Source organism: Brenneria uluponensis, assembly GCF_032395385.1.
GTDB classification, from domain to species: Bacteria; Pseudomonadota; Gammaproteobacteria; order Enterobacterales; family Enterobacteriaceae; genus Prodigiosinella; species Prodigiosinella aquatilis.
The window spans coordinates 4525932-4549090 of sequence record NZ_CP135917.1; the positions used below are offsets into that span (position 1 = coordinate 4525932).

General features: G+C 49.3%; 23 protein-coding genes and 1 other RNA gene. 14 read left to right on the plus strand and 10 right to left on the minus strand.

The window, feature by feature from the left end; all coding sequences use genetic code 11:
• Positions 1-127 precede the first annotated feature (127 nt).
• The 7 genes from RS889_RS21100 (at position 128) to RS889_RS21130 (ending at position 6310) form a co-directional block, all read left to right on the plus strand.
• The gene (locus tag RS889_RS21100; protein WP_315708619.1) at positions 128-1705 is read left to right on the plus strand and encodes a BglG family transcription antiterminator; all 1578 of its coding nucleotides are present in this window, start codon (positions 128-130) and stop codon (positions 1703-1705) included.
• A 22-nt stretch (positions 1706-1727) separates the two neighbouring features.
• Positions 1728-2207, plus strand: a complete 480-nt coding sequence (locus RS889_RS21105) for a PTS sugar transporter subunit IIA (RefSeq protein ID WP_315708620.1) — start codon at positions 1728-1730, stop codon at positions 2205-2207.
• Positions 2208-2220: 13 nt separating this feature from the next.
• Entirely contained in the window at positions 2221-2535 is a 315-nt protein-coding gene (locus RS889_RS21110; protein ID WP_290181393.1) for a PTS fructose transporter subunit IIB, read from the plus strand.
• 25 nt (positions 2536-2560) lie between these two features.
• The gene (locus RS889_RS21115; RefSeq protein WP_021014201.1) at positions 2561-3652 is read left to right on the plus strand and encodes a PTS fructose transporter subunit IIC; all 1092 of its coding nucleotides are present in this window, start codon (positions 2561-2563) and stop codon (positions 3650-3652) included.
• A 12-nt stretch (positions 3653-3664) separates the two neighbouring features.
• Complete coding sequence (locus tag RS889_RS21120) at positions 3665-4516, plus strand: class II fructose-bisphosphate aldolase (protein WP_315708621.1); 852 nt, start codon at positions 3665-3667, stop codon at positions 4514-4516.
• A gap of 93 nt (positions 4517-4609) precedes the next feature.
• Complete coding sequence (locus RS889_RS21125) at positions 4610-5470, plus strand: ketose-bisphosphate aldolase (protein WP_021014199.1); 861 nt, start codon at positions 4610-4612, stop codon at positions 5468-5470.
• A gap of 258 nt (positions 5471-5728) precedes the next feature.
• Entirely contained in the window at positions 5729-6310 is a 582-nt protein-coding gene (locus RS889_RS21130; RefSeq protein WP_021014198.1) for an NAD(P)H-dependent oxidoreductase, read from the plus strand.
• Between the two features lie 27 nt (positions 6311-6337).
• Here RS889_RS21130 and RS889_RS21135 read toward each other — a convergent pair whose 3' ends face one another.
• The 6 genes from RS889_RS21135 to nudF all read right to left on the minus strand — a co-directional run bounded on the left by RS889_RS21135 (position 6338) and on the right by nudF (position 11751).
• Positions 6338-7234 carry a LysR substrate-binding domain-containing protein gene (locus RS889_RS21135; protein ID WP_315708622.1) on the minus strand — a complete coding sequence of 299 codons (897 nt, stop codon included), beginning with the start codon at positions 7232-7234 and terminating at the stop codon, positions 6338-6340.
• Between the two features lie 7 nt (positions 7235-7241).
• Positions 7242-9137, minus strand: coding sequence for a DNA topoisomerase IV subunit B (gene parE / locus RS889_RS21140; protein ID WP_315708623.1), 1896 nt, complete (start codon positions 9135-9137; stop codon positions 7242-7244).
• A gap of 118 nt (positions 9138-9255) precedes the next feature.
• On the minus strand, positions 9256-9837 hold the full coding sequence (gene yqiA / locus RS889_RS21145; protein ID WP_021014195.1) for an esterase YqiA: 582 nt from the start codon (positions 9835-9837) through the stop codon (positions 9256-9258).
• Positions 9837-10664, minus strand: coding sequence for a 3',5'-cyclic-AMP phosphodiesterase (gene cpdA, locus RS889_RS21150; protein ID WP_315708624.1), 828 nt, complete (start codon positions 10662-10664; stop codon positions 9837-9839). The genes yqiA and cpdA overlap by 1 nt, the downstream gene beginning before the upstream one ends.
• Positions 10665-10691: 27 nt before the next feature.
• Positions 10692-11114: a DUF1249 family protein gene (locus tag RS889_RS21155; RefSeq protein ID WP_021014193.1), complete on the minus strand. Its 423-nt coding sequence runs from the start codon at positions 11112-11114 to the stop codon at positions 10692-10694.
• A gap of 4 nt (positions 11115-11118) precedes the next feature.
• Positions 11119-11751 carry an ADP-ribose diphosphatase gene (gene nudF / locus RS889_RS21160; RefSeq protein WP_315708625.1) on the minus strand — a complete coding sequence of 211 codons (633 nt, stop codon included), beginning with the start codon at positions 11749-11751 and terminating at the stop codon, positions 11119-11121.
• Between the two features lie 373 nt (positions 11752-12124).
• Between nudF and tolC the strand changes: the two genes are divergently transcribed.
• The 3 genes from tolC to RS889_RS21175 all read left to right on the plus strand — a co-directional run bounded on the left by tolC (position 12125) and on the right by RS889_RS21175 (position 15691).
• Complete coding sequence (tolC, locus tag RS889_RS21165; RefSeq protein WP_315708626.1) at positions 12125-13528, plus strand: outer membrane channel protein TolC; 1404 nt, start codon at positions 12125-12127, stop codon at positions 13526-13528.
• A gap of 334 nt (positions 13529-13862) precedes the next feature.
• Positions 13863-14519 carry a DUF1190 family protein gene (locus RS889_RS21170; protein WP_315708627.1) on the plus strand — a complete coding sequence of 219 codons (657 nt, stop codon included), beginning with the start codon at positions 13863-13865 and terminating at the stop codon, positions 14517-14519.
• An 11-nt stretch (positions 14520-14530) separates the two neighbouring features.
• Complete coding sequence (locus RS889_RS21175) at positions 14531-15691, plus strand: glutathionylspermidine synthase family protein (RefSeq protein ID WP_315708628.1); 1161 nt, start codon at positions 14531-14533, stop codon at positions 15689-15691.
• A gap of 38 nt (positions 15692-15729) precedes the next feature.
• On the opposite strand, the gene ygiD is transcribed toward RS889_RS21175, so the two are convergent.
• From ygiD to rsmI, 3 genes are all read right to left on the minus strand, one after another.
• Positions 15730-16512, minus strand: a complete 783-nt coding sequence (gene ygiD / locus RS889_RS21180) for a 4,5-DOPA-extradiol-dioxygenase (RefSeq protein ID WP_315708629.1) — start codon at positions 16510-16512, stop codon at positions 15730-15732.
• Positions 16513-16737: 225 nt separating this feature from the next.
• Positions 16738-17116, minus strand: an RNA gene (gene rnpB, locus RS889_RS21185) — RNase P RNA component class A.
• Between the two features lie 42 nt (positions 17117-17158).
• Complete coding sequence (rsmI, locus tag RS889_RS21190) at positions 17159-18028, minus strand: 16S rRNA (cytidine(1402)-2'-O)-methyltransferase (RefSeq protein ID WP_315708630.1); 870 nt, start codon at positions 18026-18028, stop codon at positions 17159-17161.
• 59 nt (positions 18029-18087) lie between these two features.
• On the opposite strand from rsmI, the gene RS889_RS21195 reads away from it, so the two are divergent.
• The 4 genes from RS889_RS21195 to dolP are packed head-to-tail and all read left to right on the plus strand — an operon-like array spanning position 18088 to position 21693.
• Positions 18088-20127 (plus strand): penicillin-binding protein activator, encoded by a 2040-nt coding sequence (locus RS889_RS21195; protein ID WP_315708631.1) that lies wholly within the window; start codon positions 18088-18090, stop codon positions 20125-20127.
• The gene (locus RS889_RS21200; protein ID WP_315711148.1) at positions 20124-20480 is read left to right on the plus strand and encodes a YraN family protein; all 357 of its coding nucleotides are present in this window, start codon (positions 20124-20126) and stop codon (positions 20478-20480) included. The genes RS889_RS21195 and RS889_RS21200 overlap by 4 nt, the downstream gene beginning before the upstream one ends.
• 40 nt (positions 20481-20520) lie before the next feature.
• The gene (diaA, locus tag RS889_RS21205) at positions 20521-21111 is read left to right on the plus strand and encodes a DnaA initiator-associating protein DiaA (RefSeq protein WP_315708632.1); all 591 of its coding nucleotides are present in this window, start codon (positions 20521-20523) and stop codon (positions 21109-21111) included.
• A 9-nt stretch (positions 21112-21120) separates the two neighbouring features.
• Entirely contained in the window at positions 21121-21693 is a 573-nt protein-coding gene (dolP, locus tag RS889_RS21210) for a division/outer membrane stress-associated lipid-binding lipoprotein (RefSeq protein ID WP_021014182.1), read from the plus strand.
• A gap of 108 nt (positions 21694-21801) precedes the next feature.
• On the opposite strand, the gene RS889_RS21215 is transcribed toward dolP, so the two are convergent.
• Complete coding sequence (locus RS889_RS21215; RefSeq protein WP_315708633.1) at positions 21802-23136, minus strand: alginate lyase family protein; 1335 nt, start codon at positions 23134-23136, stop codon at positions 21802-21804.
• Positions 23137-23159 lie beyond the last annotated feature (23 nt).

A 23159-nucleotide genomic window follows, 5' to 3' on the forward strand; every position in this document is an offset into this window, starting at 1 on the left:
GCAACTAGATTAATCATTACAGAATTACCTGAAATAATACCGACTAAAAATAACCGTAAAGGAAATAAGTTAAAGAAACTAATCGACTATAAGCATCAGAAAATCTGAAACTCAACATAAGGGTAATATGATGCAGCCACTTACCTCGCGCCAGAACCGATTATTGAAATATCTGTTACAGCATCAAGAGTATGTAACAGTTAAAAATATTGCACATTACCTGGATGTGTCAGAAAAGACCGTCTATCGCGATATGCAATTTGTTGAAACCTTCCTTTCTGTCTGGAATATTCATCCAGACAAAAAGGTCGGTGCAGGAATCATGCTGACTTCCGATGATGATCGGGGTTTAACATTGCTGGAACAGCAGATTGTTGTAGATGACGGCGATACCGACGCGTTGATTAACAACGCCAGACGGATAAAAATCGCATCACAACTGTTGAGCGACACCCCCCATGAGACGTCGATCAATAAACTGTCAGAACGTTATTTTATCAGCAGTGCGTCGATCGTTAACGATCTCAAAATCATCGAAAGCTGGTTACAACCGTTGGGATTAACACTGGTTCGCAGCCAGAGCGGCACACATATTGAAGGCAGTGAAAGCAGTGTGCGACAAGCGATGGTCTCGTTAATCAACGATGTCATGCAGCACAAAGAGCCCGGTCACCTTAACCATTCTCGCCTCGATCCCGGCAGCTATAAAGCGCTGACAAACCATTTCGGTGAAGACGATGTCGGTTTTGTGCAAACACTGTTGCAGGAAATGGAACAACAGCTTTCCTATACGCTTGGTGAACCTTATTACATCAATATCTTCACCCATACCTTGATTATGATGCACCGTATCGCGCAGGGAAAAGCGTTAATGATGGATGAAGATCATATTCATCAGCAGGTTGACAATCGTATATTTTCTATTGCGAAAAAAATGGTGAGCAGGATAGAACAGCGCGTCAATAACCGTTTACCTTCCGATGAAGTCTGGTTTATTTATCAATATATCATTTCTTCCGGCATTGTTATGGAAGAGCGAGAGGATAATCAGCTTCTTCGTTACCAATTCTCCAACGAAGAATCACGTCAGATAACTGGCACACTTATTCATGAATTTTCTAACCTGGTCCACTTTGATTTACGTGACGACAATATATTGCATGAAGGACTGCTTATTCACATTAAGCCGCTACTTAACCGATTAAAATATCACATTCATATCCGAAACCCTTTATTAGAAGATATCAAAAATGAGTTTCAGGATATTTACCAAATTACTCATCAAGCAATGAATGAGGTTTGTAATAAATTCCAGCTGGCACCCATTACCGAAGATGAAATTGGTTATCTGACAATCCACTTTCAGGCAACGTTAGAACAGAAGATTGCCCATAAGCGTATCCTGGTGGTCTGTTCCAGCGGAATCGGCACATCGCATCTGCTGAAGAGCCGTATTCTAAGAGCATTTCCTGACTGGATTATTGTCGGTGTTGTTTCGGCCAGTAATATGGTGACCTTTTGCCAGCAGGAAAATGTTGAACTGATTATTTCCACCATTCACCTGGAAGAACAGCAGATACCCATTGTCTATGTATCCGCCTTTTTTAATGACGATGATATTAAGCGCGTAACAAAAAAAGTCATCGCCAATAAATTGCATCAGGCCGTTCATCAATCTCCCACGGCCGATCATTCATTTTCTTAATTTTATTTATGAGGTGTGATTAATGGATATCAACAAAATACTCAATGCCAATCGTGTAAAGTTGGCTATGACCGCAACGAATAAAGATGAAGTTATTAATGAATTAACTGATCTGTTATATGCCGATGGCGCCATAAGCAGTAAACAGGATTTTATTCATGATGTCTGGTTACGCGAGGCTGAAGGTTCCACTGGTTTTGAAAATAATATTGCTATTCCACATGGAAAATCAGCGGCGGTGAAACAAACCACGTTAGCCATTGGTCGCACACTTCGGGATATTCCCTGGGAAACACTGGATGGTAGCCACGTCCGCTGCATTATCCTCTTCGCCGTGCGTCTGGAAGATCAGAACACGACACACATTCGCCTGCTGTCTCAGGTTGCCAGTGCGCTGGCCGACGATGAGGTGATTGCTCAACTGTTAGACGAGTCCGATCCCCATAAAATTATCCAACTGTTCAGTCAGTATGCAGAAACAGACCTTGTAAACCCTACATAAGACGAGGCTCAAAATGAATATTGTTTGTGTTGCCGCTTGTACGGCAGGTATCGCGCATACCTATATCGCGCGTGAGAAACTTATTAAAGGCGCCAAAGCCTTGAATTACGCTATCAGAGTAGAAACACAAGGCACTATTGGTACAGAAAATGAATTAACGCCGGATGAAATAGCCGCAGCCGATGTCGTTATTCTGGCTGTCGATATCAAAATAAAAGGGGAAGAAAGATTTAAAGGGAAACCTATCGTCCGGGTAAAAACGGAAATTGTCATTAAATCTCCAGTCAAGTTTCTGGAAAAAGTCGCCGGCTCTTTAGCACGTGCCTGAATAACCATTTTTCGGGGAAAATATTATGAACGGCAAAAATAATACACTTGGCCAGGAAATAAAACGGCATCTCCTTACGGGTATTTCCTGGATGATTCCACTGATTGTCGCCGCCGGGATCTGTATCGCCCTCGGGCAGGTGATTGGCGGCCCCAGTGTCGCAGAGAAAACAGGCACCATTGCCTGGATGTTAAACCAGATTGGCGGCTGGGGTATGGGTTTGATCGTTCCGCTGATAAGCGCTGCGATTGCCTATTCGATCGCTGACCGCCCAGGCTTCGCTCCCGGCCTGATTGTGGGTTTCATCTGCGGTCAGATTCAAACTGGCTTTATTGGCGGTATTCTCGGCGGTTTTTTGGTCGGTTACGTGGTGCTTCTGCTGCGTCGCTATATCAAACTTCCGGCCTCTATGCAGGGGCTGATGCCCATCATGATCCTGCCGCTGCTCAGTACCATTATCGCGGGCTTACTGATGATGACATTTATCGGCCAACCTATCGTCTGGCTACAGAAAGCGCTGATTCATTTGCTTGAATCCATGCAAGGCGGCTCGAAGTTCCTGATGGGGGCTATTCTGGGAGCCATGGCGACTTTCGACTTCGGTGGGCCGGTGAACAAAACCATGTCACTGTTCGCCGACGGCATGCTGGTGGATGGTGTTTATGGCCCGGAAGCCGTCAAGTTTGTCGGTTCCATTATCCCGCCATTTGGCATCACACTCTCCTTCCTGCTGACCCGTTATAAATACACCCGAGCAGAGAAAGAGGCTCTAAAAGCCGCGTTCCCCATGGGTATCTGCATGATCACTGAAGGCGTGATCCCGATTGCTGCCCGCGATTTGTTCCGGGTCGTTGCCAGTTGCGTGGTTGCTTCAGCGATTGCTGGGGGGCTGATCATGGTCTGGGGCGTAGAAGCGCCGGTGCCGCACGGCGGTATGTTCGTCGTCCCGCTATTTACCAAACCGCTGATGTTTTGCCTGGCATTAGGCATCGGTACGGTCATTTGCGGCGTGATGCTATCGCTGCTCAAGAAACGCGTCACTCAGGAAGATGAAGAGTTCGACGATGTTGAAGATACCAGCGTCCGTGATGAAGACATTAAATTCACCCTCGAGTAAACAGGAGCCGCCATGTATGCCCCAATGAAAGCCATCATTGATGACGCGTATCAACGGCAGTATGCCGTGCTCGCCATCAACTGTTTCAACCTTGAGACCGCCCGGGCCGCTATTGCTGCCGCCGAACAGCAACAGGCTCCGCTGATTCTCAATGTCTACCAAGGACACTGCCAGCATTTCCCACCGCATCTTGCCGTGCCGCTGGTTCGTGCACTGGCGCAGCAAGCTGCCGTTCCGATCGCGCTGAGCCTGGATCACGGTACAGCGTTCGATCTGATCGGCCAGTCATTTCGAGCCGGGTTTACTGGCCTGATGATCGATGCATCCAGCCATCCGCTGGCGGAAAATATTCGTCAGACGCATCAGGTCGTGCAAATGGCGATTACCGCCGGGGTCTGCGTAGAAGGGGAACTCGGACATATCGCCGACGCACCAGTGCATGACCGGGATGATGCCGCCGTGAAGATGACGCAGGTGGAAGATGTCATCCCCTTTATCCGTCAGACCGGCATTGATCTGCTCGCCGTATCGGTAGGTACCGCCCATGGAATTTATCCCCCGGGCGTGACACCACAAATTGACTTTGAACGCCTTGAAGCCCTGCATCAGGCATCGACAGTGCCACTGGCGTTGCACGGCGGCAGCGGCACCAAGGCGGATGATATCCGCCGGGTGAGTCGCCATGGCGTTGCCAAAATCAATGTTGGTGCGGCGGTCTTTGAAGCAGGGAAAACGATGCTACAGCAGACATTACAACAGCATCCTGAAACCGAACTGGTTGATGTGCTGACCAGGATGGAATCCGCCTGCCGAGACGTGGTTTGTGAGTATCTCAGTTGGTCCGGCGCTTCGAATAAAGCATAACGCCTGACCATACCCGTTTTATGTAAGACACATCAGTGATGCCTCACTGATGCGGAAAAGCTTTACCTATCATCCAACACAGGGAGACAAAACATGTTGATTTCCATGCACGAAATATTGAAACCCACCCGCGAACATCGCTTTGCCATCGGCGCATTCAACGTCGCCGATAGCTGCTTTATCCGTGCCGTGGTGGAAGAAGCTGAATCAACCAATACACCCGCCATTATTTCCATTCATCCCAGTGAACTGGAATTTGTTACCGATACGTTCTTCGCCTATGTACGGGAAAGAACCTTGCGCAGCCCAGTGCCCTTTGTGATTCACCTCGACCACGGCGCGTCTATTGCGCATGTACAGCGGGCCATTCAGTGTGGGTTCACCTCCGTCATGATCGACGGTTCGCTGCTGCCTTATGAAGAGAACGTGGCGCTGACCACCGAAGTGGTCAAACTGGCGCATGCCGTCGGCGTTTCCGTTGAGGGAGAGTTGGGGACGATTGGCGATACCGGCACCACAATAGAAGGCGGCGTCAGTAAAGTCATCTATACCGAACCTGAACAGGCGGAGGATTTCGTCAACCGAACAGGTGTTGATACGCTGGCAGTGGCGATCGGCACGGCGCACGGCATTTACCCGAAAGACCTGAAGCCAGAGCTACAAATGCACATCCTGCGGGATATTTCGCAACGCGTGTCAATCCCGCTGGTATTACATGGCGGCTCCGCCAATCCGGATGAGGAGATCGCCGAAGCCGTGACACTCGGCGTGGGTAAGATAAACATCTCCAGCGATATGAAATATGCCTATTTTAAAAAAGCACGTGAAATCCTCAGCCGTGAAACCTGGTGGGATCCCAATGCCATTTACCCGGAACCCATCAAGGCGGCCAAAGAAGTCATTCGCTATAAAATGGCGCTGTTCGGTTCTACCGGTAAAGCCAGTTTATATTGATACGACAAACAGATAGTCACAATACAGACAGGGAGTGACGACACTCCCTGTCACTATGATCCAACTGACAGACATCGATGCTGAAGGATTACTATTTGATTAGTCAGCAGTTTGTATGACTGGCGTGTTTATCCATTTTCGCATTATTGTTATTTAGTCAACAGTGTTGTGCGCAATCGCACATTTTTCTCACCTGTCATGCTGAGTAGACTACACCCATCTTCAATATCATCATGACTACCGGCGAGATAATCTGTCATGCATAACATTCTATTGATTAACGCGGGCAAAGCGTTTGCCCACTCCAAAGGCGCACTCAATAATACCCTGACCGATACTGCGGCGACGTTCCTGCGCGACAGTGGTCATAACGTTCGGATCACAACCGTCGATAACGGCTACGATATTCAACAGGAAGTTCAGAATTACCTGTGGGCTAATGCGGTGATTTATCAGATGCCAGCCTGGTGGATGGGCGAGCCCTGGATCCTGAAAAAATATATTGATGAAGTCTTCACGGCAGGCCACGGTTCACTCTACGCCAGCGATGGACGAACCCGCTCCGACGATGGCAAAAAGTACGGTTCTGGCGGTTTGTTACAGGGGAAACACTATATGCTTTCCCTGACCTGGAATGCCCCGTTGGAAGCGTTTACCGACCCAGATCAGTTCTTTCACGGTGTAGGGGTTGACGGCGTTTACTTACCGTTCCATAAAGCCAATCAGTTCATCGGCATGTCACCACTGCCCACCTTTATCTGTAATGATGTGATGAAACAGCCTGATGTTGCTGGCGATATCATCCGTTACCGTCAACATCTCGGACAGATTCTGGCCTAACGCCCCGCGCGCAACCCTGCCCTGTGTCTATAGTGGGTGTTGCGCGATTTTTTCACTGAGGAAATCCAGAAAGCAGGCGATCCGCACCGCCAACTGGGTATTACGGTAATACACCGCATTCACCGGCAAACGCATATCCACCGTTTCATCCTCAAGGATCTGGACCAGATGTCCCGCAGCGACATCCTCCCGCGTCATAAAATCCGAGAGTCGCACGATACCTTCGCCACGCAGCGCCAGCAGGCGCAGCATCTCACCACTGGACGCAGCCAGTGCAGGTCTGATCGGGTAAACATCACCAGAAGCGCTACGTAACGGCCAGTGATTGAGCGATTCGATTTGTGTAAACCCCAACAGAGTATGGCTAGCCAACGCATCCACACTCATTGGCACGCCACAGCGACGCAGATATTCAGGGCTTGCCAGCACTCGCAACCGACTGGCTCCCAACGCACGCGCATGAATGCTGGAGTCTCGCAGCGTACCAATGCGAATAGCGATATCGGTGTGCTGTTCCAGCAGATCGATAATCACATCATCGGTATTCAGTTCCAGCACAATTTGGGGGTAACGGCGACGAAACTCGGGGATCAACGGCACAATGACATGCTGCATAAACGAGGCGGCCGCATTAATTCGCAGCCGCCCACTGGGTTGTTCACGACGCAGTGCCATTTGTTCTTCGGCATATTCTACCGCCTGGATAACATCACGGGCCTGCTGTAAAAACAATTGCCCCTCTTCAGACAGAGAAAGCCGCCGGGTGGTACGGTGGATCAATGTGATATCCAGTTTGTGTTCCAGACGGCTCAAGGCACGGCTGATGCCGGACGTCGTTTGCCCTAACTGTTCAGCCGCCGCCGTGATGGAACCACTATCCACCACCACGACAAAAGCCTGCATCTCTTCCAGCGTGATTTTCATCGTAGGGTTACACCTCGATGTCGACCTTATCGCCTTTCTCCTGCAACCAGTTACGGCGATCTTCAGAGCGTTTTTTCGCCAGCAACATATCCATCATCGCCAGGGTTTGTTCTATATCACCTGCGTCAATCGTGAGCTGCACCAGACGCCGGGTATTAGGAGCGAGTGTCGTTTCACGCAACTGTAGAGGATTCATTTCCCCCAACCCTTTGAACCGCTGTACGTTTGGTTTGCCTTTTTTACGCTTCAGTTGTTCCAGAATGCCCGCTTTTTCTTCTTCATCCAGCGCGTAATAAACTTCTTTACCCAGATCAATACGATACAACGGCGGCATCGCCACATAGACATGGCCACCCTGAACCAAAGCGCGGAAATGGCGGACAAACAGTGCGCACAACAACGTGGCGATGTGCAGCCCATCAGAGTCCGCATCTGCCAGAATACAAATCTTGCCGTAACGGAGCTGACTCAGGTCGTCACTGTCTGGATCGATACCTATTGCTACCGAAATATCATGTACTTCCTGTGATGCCAGCACTTCATCCGAGGACACTTCCCAGGTATTGAGGATTTTTCCCTTCAACGGCATGATAGCCTGAAACTCACGCTCACGTGCCTGTTTAGCGGAGCCGCCAGCAGAATCCCCTTCCACCAGAAACAATTCAGTGCGATTCAGATCCTGTGAGGTGCAATCCGCCAACTTACCGGGTAATGCCGGACCACTGGTGAGTTTCTTGCGAACCACTTTCTTGGCGGCACGCATACGCCGCTGGGCACTGGAGATCGCCAGTTCAGCCAGTTGTTCCGCTTCCTGGACGTTCTGGTTCAGCCACAAACTGAAGGCATCTTTCACCACGCCGGATACAAATGCGGCGCATTGACGGGAAGAGAGGCGTTCTTTGGTCTGTCCGGCAAACTGGGGGTCCTGCATTTTTACCGACAGCACATAGGCACAGCGATCCCATAGGTCTTCTGCGCTGAGTTTTACCCCGCGTGGCAGAATATTACGGAATTCACAAAACTCCCGCATCGCATCCAGCAGCCCTTGACGCAGACCGTTAACATGCGTACCACCTTGCATGGTCGGAATCAGGTTGACATAACTTTCAGTCAACAGCTCGCCACCTTCCGGTAGCCAGAGCAGCGCCCATTCCACCGCTTCGGTATCACCGAGAATGGAACCAGTGAACGGTTTTTCCGGTAGCGTGGGCAGGCCGTTAACCGCTTCGCACAGGTAGTCGTTCAAGCCATCCTGATAACACCAGCGTTGCTCGGTATTGTTAATCAGATCCTTGAAGACCATTTCCACACCGGGGCACAATACGGCTTTGGCTTTCAGCAGATGCGTCAGACGTGATATTGAAAAGCGCGGGCTATCAAAGAATTTTTCATCCGGCCAGAAACGCAGCCGAGTACCTGTGTTGCGACGACCACAAGTACCCGACACTGTCAGGTCCTGTACTTTGTCGCCGTTTTCAAATGCAATGTCATAGACTTGTCCATTCCGGCGTACTGAGACTTCAACCCGGAGAGACAATGCATTGACGACTGAAATCCCGACCCCATGCAGGCCACCGGAAAACTGATAGTTTTTATTGGAGAATTTGCCGCCGGCATGCAGACGACACATGATAAGTTCAATAGCCGGAACACCCTCTTCAGGGTGGATATCCACCGGCATGCCGCGACCGTCATCAATCACCTCCAGTGATTGATCGGGGTGCAGAATGACATCAATACGATGGGCATATCCTGCCAATGCTTCATCGACACTATTATCAATAACCTCTTGTCCCATATGGTTGGGACGCGTGGTATCCGTGTACATTCCCGGGCGACGGCGAACCGGCTCCAGTCCACTGAGTACTTCAATCGCATCAGCGTTATAACTTGATTGAGTCATGATTTGAATGAGTTAAGTCGTTGTTTGAAATGTAATGACGGCGTGTAACTTACACATGGATGACAGGCAAATTTTCGTTTTTACTCTGACACTATCACCGCAGTCTACGCCATGATGGTCAATTAGTCGTTAGCCCCAGAAAATCGATAATGGGTGCAAAAAAATGCTCAAACCCCATAAAGGCGTGGTTGCCCCCCGATTCTACTGTCTGACGACATGCGGTGTAATAGGCCACTGCCTGCCGGTAATCTAACACCTCATCGCCACTCTGTAGCAGACACCACAATAAATCCGGAGACTCCAGCGGTTCCACTTGCATGACCTTGAGATCATAAATGTGCCGAGACTCTAGCACATATTGCTCTCCGGTGTAGGGGTTCCGCTGTTCACCCAGATGACCGAGCAGTAGTTCAAACGGTCTCACCGCCGGATTAACCACCACCGCCGGTAACATAAAACACTGGGAAAGCCAGGTAGCATAATACCCACCCAACGAGGAACCAACAATGCCAAGCGGGCGACCGGCCCGCTCCATCACCAGGTTCTCCATCATTTCGGCAGCATCTGCTGAATACGGCGGTAATTGAGGTACCAGCATCTCGATTTCAGGATGCTGCTGCGCAAGCCACGCCTTGAATGCTGTGGCTTTAGCCGAGAGGGGAGAACTGTTAAAACCGTGAAGATAAAGCAAGGTAGGCATCAGTAACCATCCGAATCCATATCAGGCCGGAATTCATCACCTTCCAGGCGGAACACTTGGGTTTCCATCCGTCCATCCGGGAATAACTCAAGATAACGCCAGCCAGGGGACACATTGTCAATGGTAAAGCTGGTGCAATGCGGTTTGAACTGCACACAGGTAGACGGCGTTGCCAGCAGACGTCGACCATTCCAGTCGAGATCCAGCTCTTGATGGATATGTCCACATAATACGGTATTAACCCGTGGATAGCGCACTAGCACAGCATTCAAACTATGAGCATTACGCAGACTGTGCTGATCCAACCATGAGCAACCAGAAGGTAGCGGATGATGATGTAACATCAGCAGAGTAAAACGATGTGGGGCGGCAGCAAGACAACGCTCCAGCCATTCGATCTGGTAGTCGCTCAATTCACCATAAGGTACGCCAAACACCTGGCTATCCAGCAGAATCACCTGCCAGTCATCGCCAAGTAAGACGTGTTTGGACGGTGCAATACCCGCGTCAGCCAGCGCATCCACCATGGCAGGCTGAAAATCGTGATTGCCCGGTAACCACACACAGGGAACAGCAAAACGGCGTATACCACAGGCAAAATGCTGATACGCTTCCAGTGAATGATCCTGCGCCAAATCACCAGTCGCCGTAATCAGATCAAATTCATATCCCTGTGCCTCAATAGCATCCAGCACCGCGCGGTAGCTGCGGTAAGTATTAACGCCAAGCAATGTTTCTTTCTCGCGGAGAAACAAGTGGGTATCTGTTATTTGTAAAATCCTGACTTTGGCCCCACGCGCCACAGGAAGTGTTAACAGGCTTTCCAAATAATGTCCTTTGTCTCTGAAATCTGTCTAACAAACCGGAACCGACATCGAACCATACGCCAAACAATATTTTAGCCAATCAGCAAGGAACTGATTAATTTGATGCTTTTCGTCACGTTGATGTAACTTCTTGTTCGGATAATCATAACGTGCTTTAAAGCGGAAGATCTGCTGACTGGCACACACTTCCGCAACCATCGCATCATGGTATAGCCGAACCACGAGTGTTGGCAGGCTCCAGTAACTTACCGCCGGGGCAATTTGCTGAATTTTCACCAGCGAAGTGTAGCGTGTAGACTCAAGAATAGTTAAACGATAGCTGGCATTATGGATGTGATAAACCACCCTTTCGCCGACCTCGTCATTACGGGGCAACAAACGGCGTAATTGTGCAAAATTGGTATCACACAGCCGCATCATTTCCGGGAAATCCGGGGTATAACGCCTCATAAATTCAGTCCGCCCACTCGTTTCTCAGTTTTTCATGGTGCAACGCCAACCATTGCAAGGCAATGACAGAAGCTGCGTTATCAATAATCCCTTCTTCTACCCATTGGTAACTCTGCTCACGGCTCACCACATGGACGCGAATGTCCTCATGTTCTTCCGCCAGCCCATGGATCCCGTCCGCAGTACGGCTATCCACTTCCCCCACCATAATATCCAGACGTTCGCTGGTACCGCCAGGGCTGGATAAATAACTTAACACTGGGTTACATCGCCCCACCACCAAACCGGCTTCTTCCCGTGTTTCACGTCGTGCTACATCTTCCATGCTTTCGCCAGGTTCAATCATGCCAGCAACCAGTTCAAACAACCACGGGGAAGGGCTGGTATCGTAGGCGGCTATACGGATCTGTTCAATCAGAACGACCTCATCACGCACCGGATCATAAGGCAGCAAAACAACAGCGTTGCCACGCTCGAAAATTTCACGACTCACTTCACCACTCATTTCCCCATTGAACATGCGATGGCGGAAGCGATAGTGTTCTAACGAGAAAAACCCCTTATAGAGCGTTTCACGTGCGATAATTTCTACATCGTCTTTGTTAAAAGTCGCCAGATTCCTGTCTGAGGACGCCATAATTCAACTCCCGTTAACAAATAGCTGTGAAGCCAGTCTTGAGTGATAAGAAATGATGGATGATACTCACTGTGTCTGTATGATATTGACGTGAACTTAGTCGTCCATTTTGCAGGCATAATGATTATAGGCAGTCTGCATGTGAATAACGTGTAAACCCCGGAACGTACACGGATGATATACGGCACGGAAGTGCGCCCAACATGTCATGAGCTGTCAGAATGGCAAAATACCATCGCCATTCTGAAATAGCACTGGAATACGATGGCACATTCGGCTACCTAATCCTATTGGTTGATTCTGATAGAATTCGCCACTAATCGTCTCTAGATGGCGCTACCATAGCAACTTTGCGGCACAACAAGGAATGCAAATGAAGAAATTGCTCTCTCTTCTTATCGGTCTGAGCCTAAGCGGCTTTAGCGTTGTAAGCCAGGCGGAAGATTTATTACAAGTTTACCAGCAAGCTAGAGAAACCAACCCTGACTTGCGCAGTTCAGCGGCGACCCGTGATTCCGCCTTTGAGAAAATCAATGAAGCGCGTTCTTCATTGCTACCTCAGTTGGGCTTAGGTGCGGATTATACTTACACCAACGGTTTCCGTGATCGTAATGACGTTAACAGTAATGTGAAGAGTGCTTCATTGCAGTTAACTCAAACACTGTTTGATATGTCAAAATGGCGGGCATTAACCCTACAGGAAAAGCAGGCTGGTATCTCAGATGTAACTTATCAAACTGCCCAGCAGACTCTGCTTCTCAATACCGCGACGGCCTATTTTAACGTGCTGAGCGCCATTGACTCGTTGTCTTACTATAATGCGCAAAAACAGTCCATTTATCGTGAACTGGATCAGACCACGCAACGTTTCAATGTGGGATTGGTTGCCATTACCGACGTTCAGAATGCTCGGGCGCAATATGACAGCGTGCTGGCAAGTGAAGTTTCCGCACGTAATACATTGGATAATGCGCTTGAAAGTCTGCGTCAAATTACTGGCAATTTTTATCCACAATTATCTGGTCTGAATATCAGCAATTTTAGTACTCAGAAGCCTGAACCGATTAATGTTCTGTTGAAAAAAGCTGAGAATCACAACCTTACCTTGCTCTCTGCCCGTCTCAATCAGGATCTTTCCCGCGAACAGATTCGCTACGCGGAAAGTGGCCATTTACCAACACTTGATCTGACTGCATCTACCGGATTGAGCAATACTAAATATTCTGGTTCCAGGGCCACAGGCAGCAGTTATGTCGATAACAATATAGGTCAGAACCAAATAGGCTTGAGCTTCAATCTGCCGTTATACAGTGGTGGATCGACCAGTTCTCAAGTTAAGCAGGCCCAGGATAACTATGTAGCCAGCAGTGAAGATCTGGAAAGTTCTCATCGCACTGTTATTCAGACAGTACGCTCTTCCTATAACAACGTTTCTGCGTCCATCAGCAGTATCAATGCCTACAAGCAGTCTGTGATTTCTGCTCAAAGTTCACTAGATGCGATGGAAGCTGGTTATCAGGTAGGGACGCGTACCATTGTCGATGTATTGGATGCCACGACCACGTTGTATAATGCCAAACAGCAGTTATCCAGCGCGCGTTATAATTATTTGATTAACCAACTGAATATTAAAGACGCGTTAGGGACCCTGAACGAAAACGATCTGCGAATACTAAACGCGACACTGGGGAAACCGGTGTCCACAACACCAGTATTCGTTGATAATAAGCCCATTGTTGCCATTTCACCGACAGCAGCCAGTAAATCCCGCCCGTAATGTTTATACCCAATAGATTTCAAGATGCAGGAAGGCGGCAAGAGAGAGTCCCGATGAGCTTATTCAGGTAAGTGATTCGGGTAAACTAACCGCAGCCAACACACCTGCAACTTGAAAGATGACGGGTATAGTAGTGGGGAGCAACACTGACTCCCCACCATTTCTTCACAATTCTGTTTCCCGATCTTGTCCTCAACTAATTGTATAGCTGCGTAAAGAGCCTTTCGGGACAGTGCACATTACTTTAAATCCTTTTGGTGTTCCCTTATTCTTACAACTGCTTACAATCATTAGATTAATGTTGGGCAAGGAGCCCTTTCTCTGGGACAACATAATGAAAAGAACACAAAATATCAGTCACGACCACTTTCGCAAAGAGTGGCGGAACTATCATATAGCACCAATCGCCCTGGCGGTGAGTTCGGTTTTTCTGCTGGCCGGATGTGAAAAAGCTGACGAAACCGTCTCGTTGTACCAAAATGCCGACGACTGTACGCGTGCTAATCCATCGATGAAAGAACAGTGTTTGGCGTCTTATAACAACGCGCTGAAAGAAGCAGAAAAAACCGCGCCCAAATATGCTACAAGAGAAGATTGTGTCGCTGAATTTGGCGAAGCGCAGTGTACCCAGGTTCCTGCCCAGGCCGGAATGGCAGCACAGCCGCAACAAAGCGGTAGTTTCTGGATGCCGCTAATGGCAGGTTATATGATGGGTCGATTAATGGGCGGAGGGAGTTACGCGCAACAACCTTTGTTTACATCCAGGGCACCGAACAGCCCCGCCAATGGCAAATTTTTTGACGCTTCCGGTAAAGATTACGGTAAAGCAACAACCGGCAGAACAATAACGGTACCTAAAACCGCACTAGCCCCTAAACCCCCTACCACCACAACCATCACCCGTGGCGGATTCGGCGAACGGATTACCAAACAAAACACGCTGCGACGCACTAGCAGCGGCACTAAAATGTACCGCTCTATGGGTGGCTGAGGTTCATAAACATGAAACGGATTGCCATCACAGAACGGCCTGACTGGCGCGAAAAAGCAGCGGAATTCGGCTTCCAGTTTCACACCATGTACGGTGAACCTTACTGGTGTGAAGATGCCTATTACCAGTTTACACTGCCCCAGATCGAAGAGTTGGAGGATACCACGGCCGAACTGCACCAAATGTGCCTTCAACTGGTCGATAAAGTGGTGAACAGTGAGGAACTGCTGACCAAATTCCACATTCCCAAACATACTTGGGAGTTTGTACGACACTCATGGTTGACTCATCAACCGTCGCTCTACTCGCGTCTTGATCTGGCTTACGACGGGAAAAGCCCGGCAAAATTATTGGAAAATAATGCCGACACGCCAACGTCGTTATATGAATCTGCATTCTTCCAATGGATTTGGCTTGAGGATCAGATTAATGCGGGGAAACTGCCGAAGAGTGCCGATCAGTACAACAGTATTCAGGAAAAACTGATTGCGCGGTTTGAACATTTGCATATCAATCATGGTTTTAACCTATTGCATTTTACTTGTTGTCAAGACTCGCAAGAGGATCGGGGAACGGTACAATATCTACAGGACTGTGCATTAGAAGCCGGACTGGCTAATGACTTCCTGTTTGTTGAAGAGATAGGTCTGGGTGAAAAAGGGCAATTTACTGACCTACAGGATCACGTCATCAGCAATCTCTTCAAGCTATATCCATGGGAGTTTATGTTGCGTGAAACCTTTTCCACCAAGCTGGCAGATGCCGGAGTACGCTGGCTGGAGCCCGGTTGGAAAAGCATCATATCCAACAAAGCGCTATTACCACTACTATGGGAAATGTTCCCCAATCATCCTAATCTGCTGCCTGCCTACCTTGCACAGGACAATCACCCGGCAATGGAAAACTATGTCATTAAACCGTTGTTTTCCCGTGAAGGAGCAAATATACAGATCATCCAGAATGGTCAACAGATTGCGTCAGTGGATGGCCCCTACGGTGAAGAGGGCAAGATTGTGCAACAATATCATCCACTGCCCAAATTCAATGACAGCTATACACTCATCGGCAGTTGGCTGGTGGATGATATCCCTTGCGGCATCGGTTTACGTGAAGATCGTGAACTGATCACTCAGGACCTGTCACGGTTTTACCCACATATCATTCTGGACTGAACAAAAGACACCGATTCAGGTGTCTTTTGTTTGTATAGCTAGCCGATCTGCGCCGATAACATGCTTAGCGATCCCATCTCAATACCATCCACCAGCACTGAAATCGGCTCTTCACCATCCCAGCTTCCCAGCACATATAGCAATGGCAGGAAATGTTCCGGCGTCGGGTTGGAAAACGCCGCATCCTCATGCTGTGTAAAATTCACCAATGGATGCTGTTTGCCTCGATAAGTCAGGTTTTCACGCACAAAATCATTAAATGCCACCGCCCAGGAATAAGGAGCCATATCTCCCTGCCACTTCACCATTCGCAAATTATGTACAACATTGCCACTGGCAACGATCATAACGCCTTGATCTCGCAGCGTAGCCAGCTTGCGGCCCAATTCATAATGATACTCTGCCGTCTGCGATCCATCCACACTCAGTTGTACAACCGGGATATTCGCGTCGGGGTACATTTTTATCAATACGCCCCAGGCCCCATGATCCAACCCCCAGTCACCGTGATCGGCGGATACCGCAATCGGTGCCAACAATTGTTGGATTTTATAAGCCAATTCTGGTGCACCAGGAGCAGGATATTGAGTATCGAATAGCGCCTGTGGAAAACCGCCAAAATCATGGATAGTACGTGGCTTTTCCATCGCGGTGACAGCTGTACCACGGGTATACCAGTGTGCGGATATTGCCAGAATCGCCTTTGGCCGTGGTAGTGTTTCTCCCAGCCGGCTCCAGACACGGGTATAGTCATTGTCTTCCAGCACGTTCATCGGACTACCATGTCCGAGGAACAGTGCGGGCATCCGGGAAGTGCTCATAAGCGTATCCTTAATTAACATTGGTAACGATATGGACACTACTTTACGCATATGTTTTTCAAAATGCTGTCAGATAAACGTGATAAAGACAGTCAATAAATTTGACAGTAACTTGTTATCAATTATGAAAAATGAAGGTTGGCACTTTAAGAGGTGGCAGTCATTGCATTGTTTCCACATAAAAAAAGCGGCACATAGTCTATTACTACGTGCCGCTTTAAAAGATGGTGGAGTTGACCGGTAAGCCGGGTTCTGTCGTGGACAGCCATTCATCTAGGCCAGCACTCGCGTACTGGCTCAAGCAGCCTACCCGGGTTCAGTACGGGCCGTACCATGTGAACCCCTATTTGGCCTTGCTCCGGGTGGAGTTTACCGTGCCACGAACTGTTACCAGTCGCGCGGTGCGCTCTTACCGCACCCTTTCACCCTTACCTGATCCCGCTTGCACGGGCCATCGGCGGTTTACTCTCTGTTGCACTGGTCGTAGACTTTCGTCTCCCAGGCGTTACCTGGCACCCTGCCCTATGGAGCCCGGACTTTCCTCCCCTCCATCTGTCTCCCCCGAAAGGGACGGCAATGAAGCGGCGACTGTCTGGTCAACTCCGGCGCGGATGATAGGGCATATTGACGCTATTGTCATCCTTGTTTATTCGCTTTTTCCATCTTGTTCCAAAGCATACCGGTACAAGGCATTTTTCTTCACACTGTGAATTTCCGCCGCCAACGCCGCCGCCTTTTTCAAAGGAAGCGCTTCCCGCAGCAACGCCATCGTCCTTAACGCTTCAGCTGGCAACGCATCTTCATCCGGCTGATGGCCCTCAACAATCAGCACCATCTCACCTTTACGCCGGTTTTCATCTTCCAGTACCCAGTGCAACAACTCACCTACCGGCGCACCATGGATTGACTCCCAGGTTTTGGTCAGTTCACGCGCCAACACGATATAACGCTGTGGCCCCAATACCTCACAGATATCCTGCAAACTCTCCAACAAACGATGTGTCGATTCGTAAAAAATCAGCGTTCTCGGTTCTTCCTGCAACTCACGTAATATGTCTTTACGCGCTTTGGTTTTGGCAGGCAAAAAACCTTCATAACAGAAACGATTCGATGCGATACCAGCCGCAGAAAGCGCAGTGATAGCCGCGCAGGGGCCAGGCAAGGGCACGATACGGATCCCGGCTTCACGGCAACGTCTGACCAGGTGATAACCAGGATCGTTAATCAGAGGCGTTCCGGCATCCGATACCAACGCGATGCTCATCCCACCCTGTAAGCGGGTTAGCAATTGTTCTGTTTTCTGCTGTTCATTATGGTCATGCAGTGCGAACAGTCGCGCATTAATTGCGAAATGTTGTAACAATAAACCAGTATGCCGGGTATCCTCTGCCGCAATAAGATCGACATGTTTCAATACGGCCAGTGCCCGTTGGGTAATATCGCCAAGATTACCAATGGGTGTCGGCACAATGTACAGGGTGGAGACAGAAATCTCTGCTTGTTGGTCTTGATTCATTGTTTCATCCGGGTTGCCGATTTAATATTGAGCATCTCTAAAACATTACTGGATACAGTATGCTTCCCTTAAATTATTTTCATACCCATACAGGCCGTTTAATACCTGTCATGTTAGCGGTACTGTTTCTCGCAGGTTGCCCAAGCCAGGTGCCACAGGGTCCGTCTACCCAACAGGTAGAGGGTAAAGCCGGGGCGACATCTGATTATTATCTGCAACAAATGCAGCAAAGCAGTGATAATAACAAGGCTGCCTGGCAATTACTTGCTATTCGTTCCCTTTTCCAGGAAGGCAAGCTGCCTCAGGCCAGTGCCCAGTTGAACGCACTGCCAACCCAATTAAGTGATAGCCAGCGCCAAGAACAACACCTGTTAACCGCAGAAATCGCCGCAGCTCAGAACGATGCGGCAGTGGCCAACACCGCACTGGGGCAACTAAATGTAGCGTCACTCTCCAAGTCGCAATTAGCGCGTTATTATCAAGTACAAATCAGCATCAATCAGGGGCATCCATCCCTGACGCTGATTCGTGCCTATATCGCTCAAGAGCCGCTTCTGCAAGGAGATGCCCATCAGAAAAATATCGATCTCACCTGGAGCGCATTGACAAAACTAAGTGCTCAGGACCTGATGTCGATAGCCATTAAAGCTGACGAAAACACCTTGCAAGGCTGGCTTGATTTACTAACTGCCTACCAAGGCGCGATAAAATCACCGGCAGATTTAAAAACGGCGATTGAGTATTGGCAGAAACGCTATCCACACCACCCAGCGGCCAAGACCCTGCCAACCGCACTAATCCAGGCACAGAGTCTACAGCCATCCGCGGTTAACAACATTGCTTTACTGCTACCGTTAAACGGACAGGCACAGGTATTTGCCGATGCCATCCAACAGGGCTTTAATGCAGCCAGAAGCGGCCAGGTCAGCATCAACACTCCAGCAGTACCTACGCCGTCGGCACCAGCATTGACCACACCAGATCAGACCACAACCACACCACAGACGCAGACGCAGACGCAGACGCAGACGCAGACGCAGAATGATACTCTGTCGACGCCACCGTCATCTGCAGAATACAGCGCCGCCTCAGCGCCCACTCCATCACCAACGGCTTTGCCGGCCAATACGGTGAAAGTTTACGATACGTCTACCCAACCGCTGGCCAACATCATCGCTCAGGCCCAGCAGGATGGCGCTTCACTTATTGTTGGTCCACTGCTGAAAAACGAAGTGGACCAGTTGCCAGGCATGAACTCAACACTGAATATCCTCGCGCTTAACCAACCCGAGCACATTCAAAACCGTCCGAACATCTGTTATTTCGCGCTGTCGCCAGAAGATGAAGCACGCGATGCAGCGCAGTTCATTCACAGTCAGGGTAAACAGCATCCGTTAATCCTGGCACCTCGCGGCAATCTGGGTGATCGCGTCGTGATGGCATTTGCCAATGCCTGGCAGCAGTTGGGAGGCACAACAGCGCTGCAACAACGTATTGGTGGTGTTGATGAGTTAAAGCAGGCGATGAACAGGGGAGCCGGTTTGACACTCACCGGTCAACCAGTTATGACATCTACCGCTCAGAGCTTACCGTCAACCACCGGGGCGGGGTTGACTATTCCAGCGCAAGTGCAACCAGTAGCCAGCGTGTCAACGAACGGAAATGTAGATGCGGTTTACATTATTGCCACACCAGACGAATTGTCATTGATTAAACCGATGATCGACATGCGAACTCAGTCGCAGAACCGCCCAGCACTGTATGCCAGTTCACGCAGCTACCAGGCAGACCTGGGACCAGACTTCCGCTTAGAGATGGAGGGATTGCAATTCAGTGAAATTCCTCTATTGGCTGGTAGTAATCCGACGCTGATGCAGCAGGTTAGTCATCAGTTTAAAAATGACTATTCTCTGGTACGCCTTTATGCCATGGGAATGGACGCCTGGTCGTTAGCCAGCCATTTCACACAGATGCGACAACTGCCCGGCTATCAGATCGCAGGTGCAACAGGTACACTCAGTGCGACACCAGACTGCGTAATTAACCGCAAATTGACCTGGCTACAATTCCGTCAGGGACAGCTGGTACCTGCATCCTGAACCAGCGTGCCACCGGAACTCAATTTGAGCAACAGGCCCGGCGTTATCTGGAACATGCCGGGTTGGTTTTCGTGGCAGCCAATGTGACATTGCGTGGTGGCGAGCTGGATTTAATCATGCAAGACCGTCAGACTCTGGTCTTTGTCGAGGTTCGTTACCGGCGTAATGCCGACTTTGGTGATGCTGCTGCCAGCGTTACCTGGCAAAAACAGCGACGGTTACTTCATGCGGCAGCGGTCTGGTTATCTCGCCAGGGGGGCAGTCTGGATACTATTGACTGCCGCTTTGATGTGCTGGCAATTACCGGTAATCAGATAGACTGGATTCCCAATGCGTTTGCCGCACACACATAATTTTTCTGATTCCTAACCCTGAAAAGTAGGTTAACCAAACGTGCTGGATAGAATTAAAGTCTGTTTTACCGAGAGTATTCAAACTCAGATTGCTGCTGCAGAAGCACTGCCTGACGCCATTTCTCGAGCAGCGGTCGCCATGGTTCAATCATTACTTAATGGTAACAAAATTCTGTGCTGTGGTAATGGTACGTCAGCTGCCAACGCACAGCATTTTGCCGCCAGTATGATTAATCGTTTTGAGACAGAACGGCCCAGCTTACCGTCTATTGCACTTAGTGCAGATAATGTGGTCTTAACAGCGATTGCCAATGATCGATTACACGAGGAAGTCTATGCCAAACAGGTTCGCGCATTAGGACAGACCGGGGACGTGTTGCTGGCAATCTCAACCCGCGGAAACAGCCGTGATATTGTGAAAGCGGTCGAAGCAGCAGTGACAAGGGATATGACCATTGTGGCATTAACCGGTTATGATGGCGGCGAGTTGGCGGGTCTGCTTGGTCAACAAGACGTGGAAATCCGCATCCCTTCCCACCGTAGTGCCCGTATACAAGAGATGCACATGCTGACAGTCAACTGTCTGTGCGATTTAATTGATAACACGCTTTTTCCACACCAAAACGACTAAGGAGCACCCATGAGGATATATTCTTGCATTGCCGTGCTATCTGCAGCCCTGCTGCTACAAGGCTGTCTCGGGGTTGTGGCTGTCGGCAGCGCCGTTGCAACAAAATCCGCGACTGATCCGCGAACAATAGGAACCCAGGTGGATGACGGAACGCTGGAATTGCGCGTATCCAATGCATTAAGCAAAGATGCTCAAATAAGTAAAGAAGCACGCGTGGTGGCTACTGCCTATCAAGGCAAAGTGCTGCTGACCGGCCAGTCTCCAAATACGGAACTGTCTAATCGGGCGAAACAGATCGCTATGGGCGTGGAAGGGGCTACGGAAGTTTATAACGAAATCCGTAAAGGTAAACCGATATCATTAGGCACTGCCTCCATGGATACCTGGCTCACAACCAAGATACGCTCTCAGTTACTGGCTAGTGACACCGTGAAATCATCCGATGTCAAAGTTACCACGGAAAACAGCGAAGTATTCCTGCTCGGAATAGTAACCCGTCGTGAAGGTGCGGCGGCGGCAGAAATCGCCAGTAAAGTCAGTGGTGTAAAACATGTAACTACCGCTTTCACCTATCTGGATTAGACCCACTGTTATGGCAAAACCGTCAGACCGCTGACAAACTTGCATAAGCACAAATGGCCCATTCTTGAACAAGCAAGACTGGGCCATTTTGAATCAAACCGTTAAATATCATCGTAGCGTTTCATTACCAAGAATGCCGATGTCAGCAAGCTGTTTTCTGGTCGGCGGTGATAACAACCAAATATTCCGCCTGGTTTCAACACTGACGTTTCTGGCACTTTTCCCTGTGTCAGAGTCCTCTGCTCCCGTTAGTAATGAGGCATATCCTGCACGAATAATCTGCTGTTGGTAACGGGGTTGGGCAAGGGCCGCATCTGCCTGCAGCATTAATGGAATCAACCGACTGCTTTGGCGGTCCAGCGTTTTATGCGGCCATAGCTTGTTTTCGTCCAGATAAGGAGCCATAAAATCCAGCATCGCTATCAGTCCACTCCCCTTTGCTGTTCGATATTTCCAGAGATTTTCACCGACTTTATCTGCCAGAATAGCCATGGACGTCACCGCTTGCAGATTAAAATAGCTATAGTGAAAAGAGCGAGTGCGAGCCAGCTCTTCTGGCTGTGAGCCATCCGCCGCAAGCTGGTGCTCAAGCTTCTGGCGCTGGAGTTCTACCATCGCTTTTACCAATGCAGGTTGCTTCAGATACCAGGCAATACCTGCAACCTGAACCGCATACCAACTGCCATGATTATTCTTCGCCGTAGCCTCTTTCTTACCATTCCTGCTAGTTTGCAGCCAGGTGAGATACTCATTCATCCACTGGTGCATCTTTTGCTCATCCTGTGCGGTCCATTTCGGAGACTGACGCAGCATAACCAATGAATCAACGATACGAGTCGAAAAGTAACGGCCATCAAGAACGCCAGCGCCACGTCCAGAATCAATACCCGGAATCCCTTGCGCGTAATTGAGATTTGGATTCATACGGGTAGCTGGTTCAATAAACCAGGTACGGATCATTGAAATAGCTTTATTGGCGTATTCAGGCTTGTCCGAAAAATACCAGGCCAATGTCAGCGCCTGAACATGTTCGGTGAAAGCCGCCAGCCGAACACCATCACTTTGCTCATTTTTACTGGCAGGATTGACCTGTCCATCTCGCCGAATCCAGGGGAGTCCATCCTCCTTTTCCGGGTCAGGCCACCAATAGGCACTCAGACTCATATAATCGTGACGGGAACCGCTGGGAGGTATTGAAAGTTTTTGAGTAACCGAGGGGTTAGGAGCCTGAAGTCCTTTGTTCGCTTCCGATAAAAGTTGACGATAGGCCAATCGGGTCTGAGGTGTTGCTACCTGTTGCTTAAGCTGCTGTTTAACTGTTTGTAGCTGGGTTGGATCCAAAAATACATAAGCATGCCTGTTGTTTTCAGCACTTGCGCTTCCTATTACACTAAAGCCGCCCCATAACGAGAGCGCCAACAGCAGCAAATAACTCGGGTACATATTCGCCCTTTAGAATAAATCAT

Coding starts and splice junctions, on each gene's coding strand:
- dolP (WP_021014182.1), top strand. CDS start 21,121: ATGAGGATATATTCTTGCATTGCCGTGCTATCTGCAGCCCTGCTGCTA.
- RS889_RS21105 (WP_315708620.1), top strand. CDS start 1,728: ATGGATATCAACAAAATACTCAATGCCAATCGTGTAAAGTTGGCTATG.
- nudF (WP_315708625.1), bottom strand. CDS start 11,751: ATGGCGTCCTCAGACAGGAATCTGGCGACTTTTAACAAAGACGATGTA.
- RS889_RS21120 (WP_315708621.1), top strand. CDS start 3,665: ATGTATGCCCCAATGAAAGCCATCATTGATGACGCGTATCAACGGCAG.
- RS889_RS21130 (WP_021014198.1), top strand. CDS start 5,729: ATGCATAACATTCTATTGATTAACGCGGGCAAAGCGTTTGCCCACTCC.
- RS889_RS21135 (WP_315708622.1), bottom strand. CDS start 7,234: ATGAAAATCACGCTGGAAGAGATGCAGGCTTTTGTCGTGGTGGTGGAT.
- RS889_RS21110 (WP_290181393.1), top strand. CDS start 2,221: ATGAATATTGTTTGTGTTGCCGCTTGTACGGCAGGTATCGCGCATACC.
- RS889_RS21155 (WP_021014193.1), bottom strand. CDS start 11,114: ATGAGGCGTTATACCCCGGATTTCCCGGAAATGATGCGGCTGTGTGAT.
- RS889_RS21215 (WP_315708633.1), bottom strand. CDS start 23,136: ATGTACCCGAGTTATTTGCTGCTGTTGGCGCTCTCGTTATGGGGCGGC.
- ygiD (WP_315708629.1), bottom strand. CDS start 16,512: ATGAGCACTTCCCGGATGCCCGCACTGTTCCTCGGACATGGTAGTCCG.
- yqiA (WP_021014195.1), bottom strand. CDS start 9,837: ATGCCTACCTTGCTTTATCTTCACGGTTTTAACAGTTCTCCCCTCTCG.
- rsmI (WP_315708630.1), bottom strand. CDS start 18,028: ATGAATCAAGACCAACAAGCAGAGATTTCTGTCTCCACCCTGTACATT.
- RS889_RS21195 (WP_315708631.1), top strand. CDS start 18,088: ATGCTTCCCTTAAATTATTTTCATACCCATACAGGCCGTTTAATACCT.
- tolC (WP_315708626.1), top strand. CDS start 12,125: ATGAAGAAATTGCTCTCTCTTCTTATCGGTCTGAGCCTAAGCGGCTTT.
- RS889_RS21170 (WP_315708627.1), top strand. CDS start 13,863: ATGAAAAGAACACAAAATATCAGTCACGACCACTTTCGCAAAGAGTGG.
- RS889_RS21115 (WP_021014201.1), top strand. CDS start 2,561: ATGAACGGCAAAAATAATACACTTGGCCAGGAAATAAAACGGCATCTC.
- RS889_RS21175 (WP_315708628.1), top strand. CDS start 14,531: ATGAAACGGATTGCCATCACAGAACGGCCTGACTGGCGCGAAAAAGCA.
- parE (WP_315708623.1), bottom strand. CDS start 9,137: ATGACTCAATCAAGTTATAACGCTGATGCGATTGAAGTACTCAGTGGA.
- RS889_RS21125 (WP_021014199.1), top strand. CDS start 4,610: ATGTTGATTTCCATGCACGAAATATTGAAACCCACCCGCGAACATCGC.
- RS889_RS21100 (WP_315708619.1), top strand. CDS start 128: ATGATGCAGCCACTTACCTCGCGCCAGAACCGATTATTGAAATATCTG.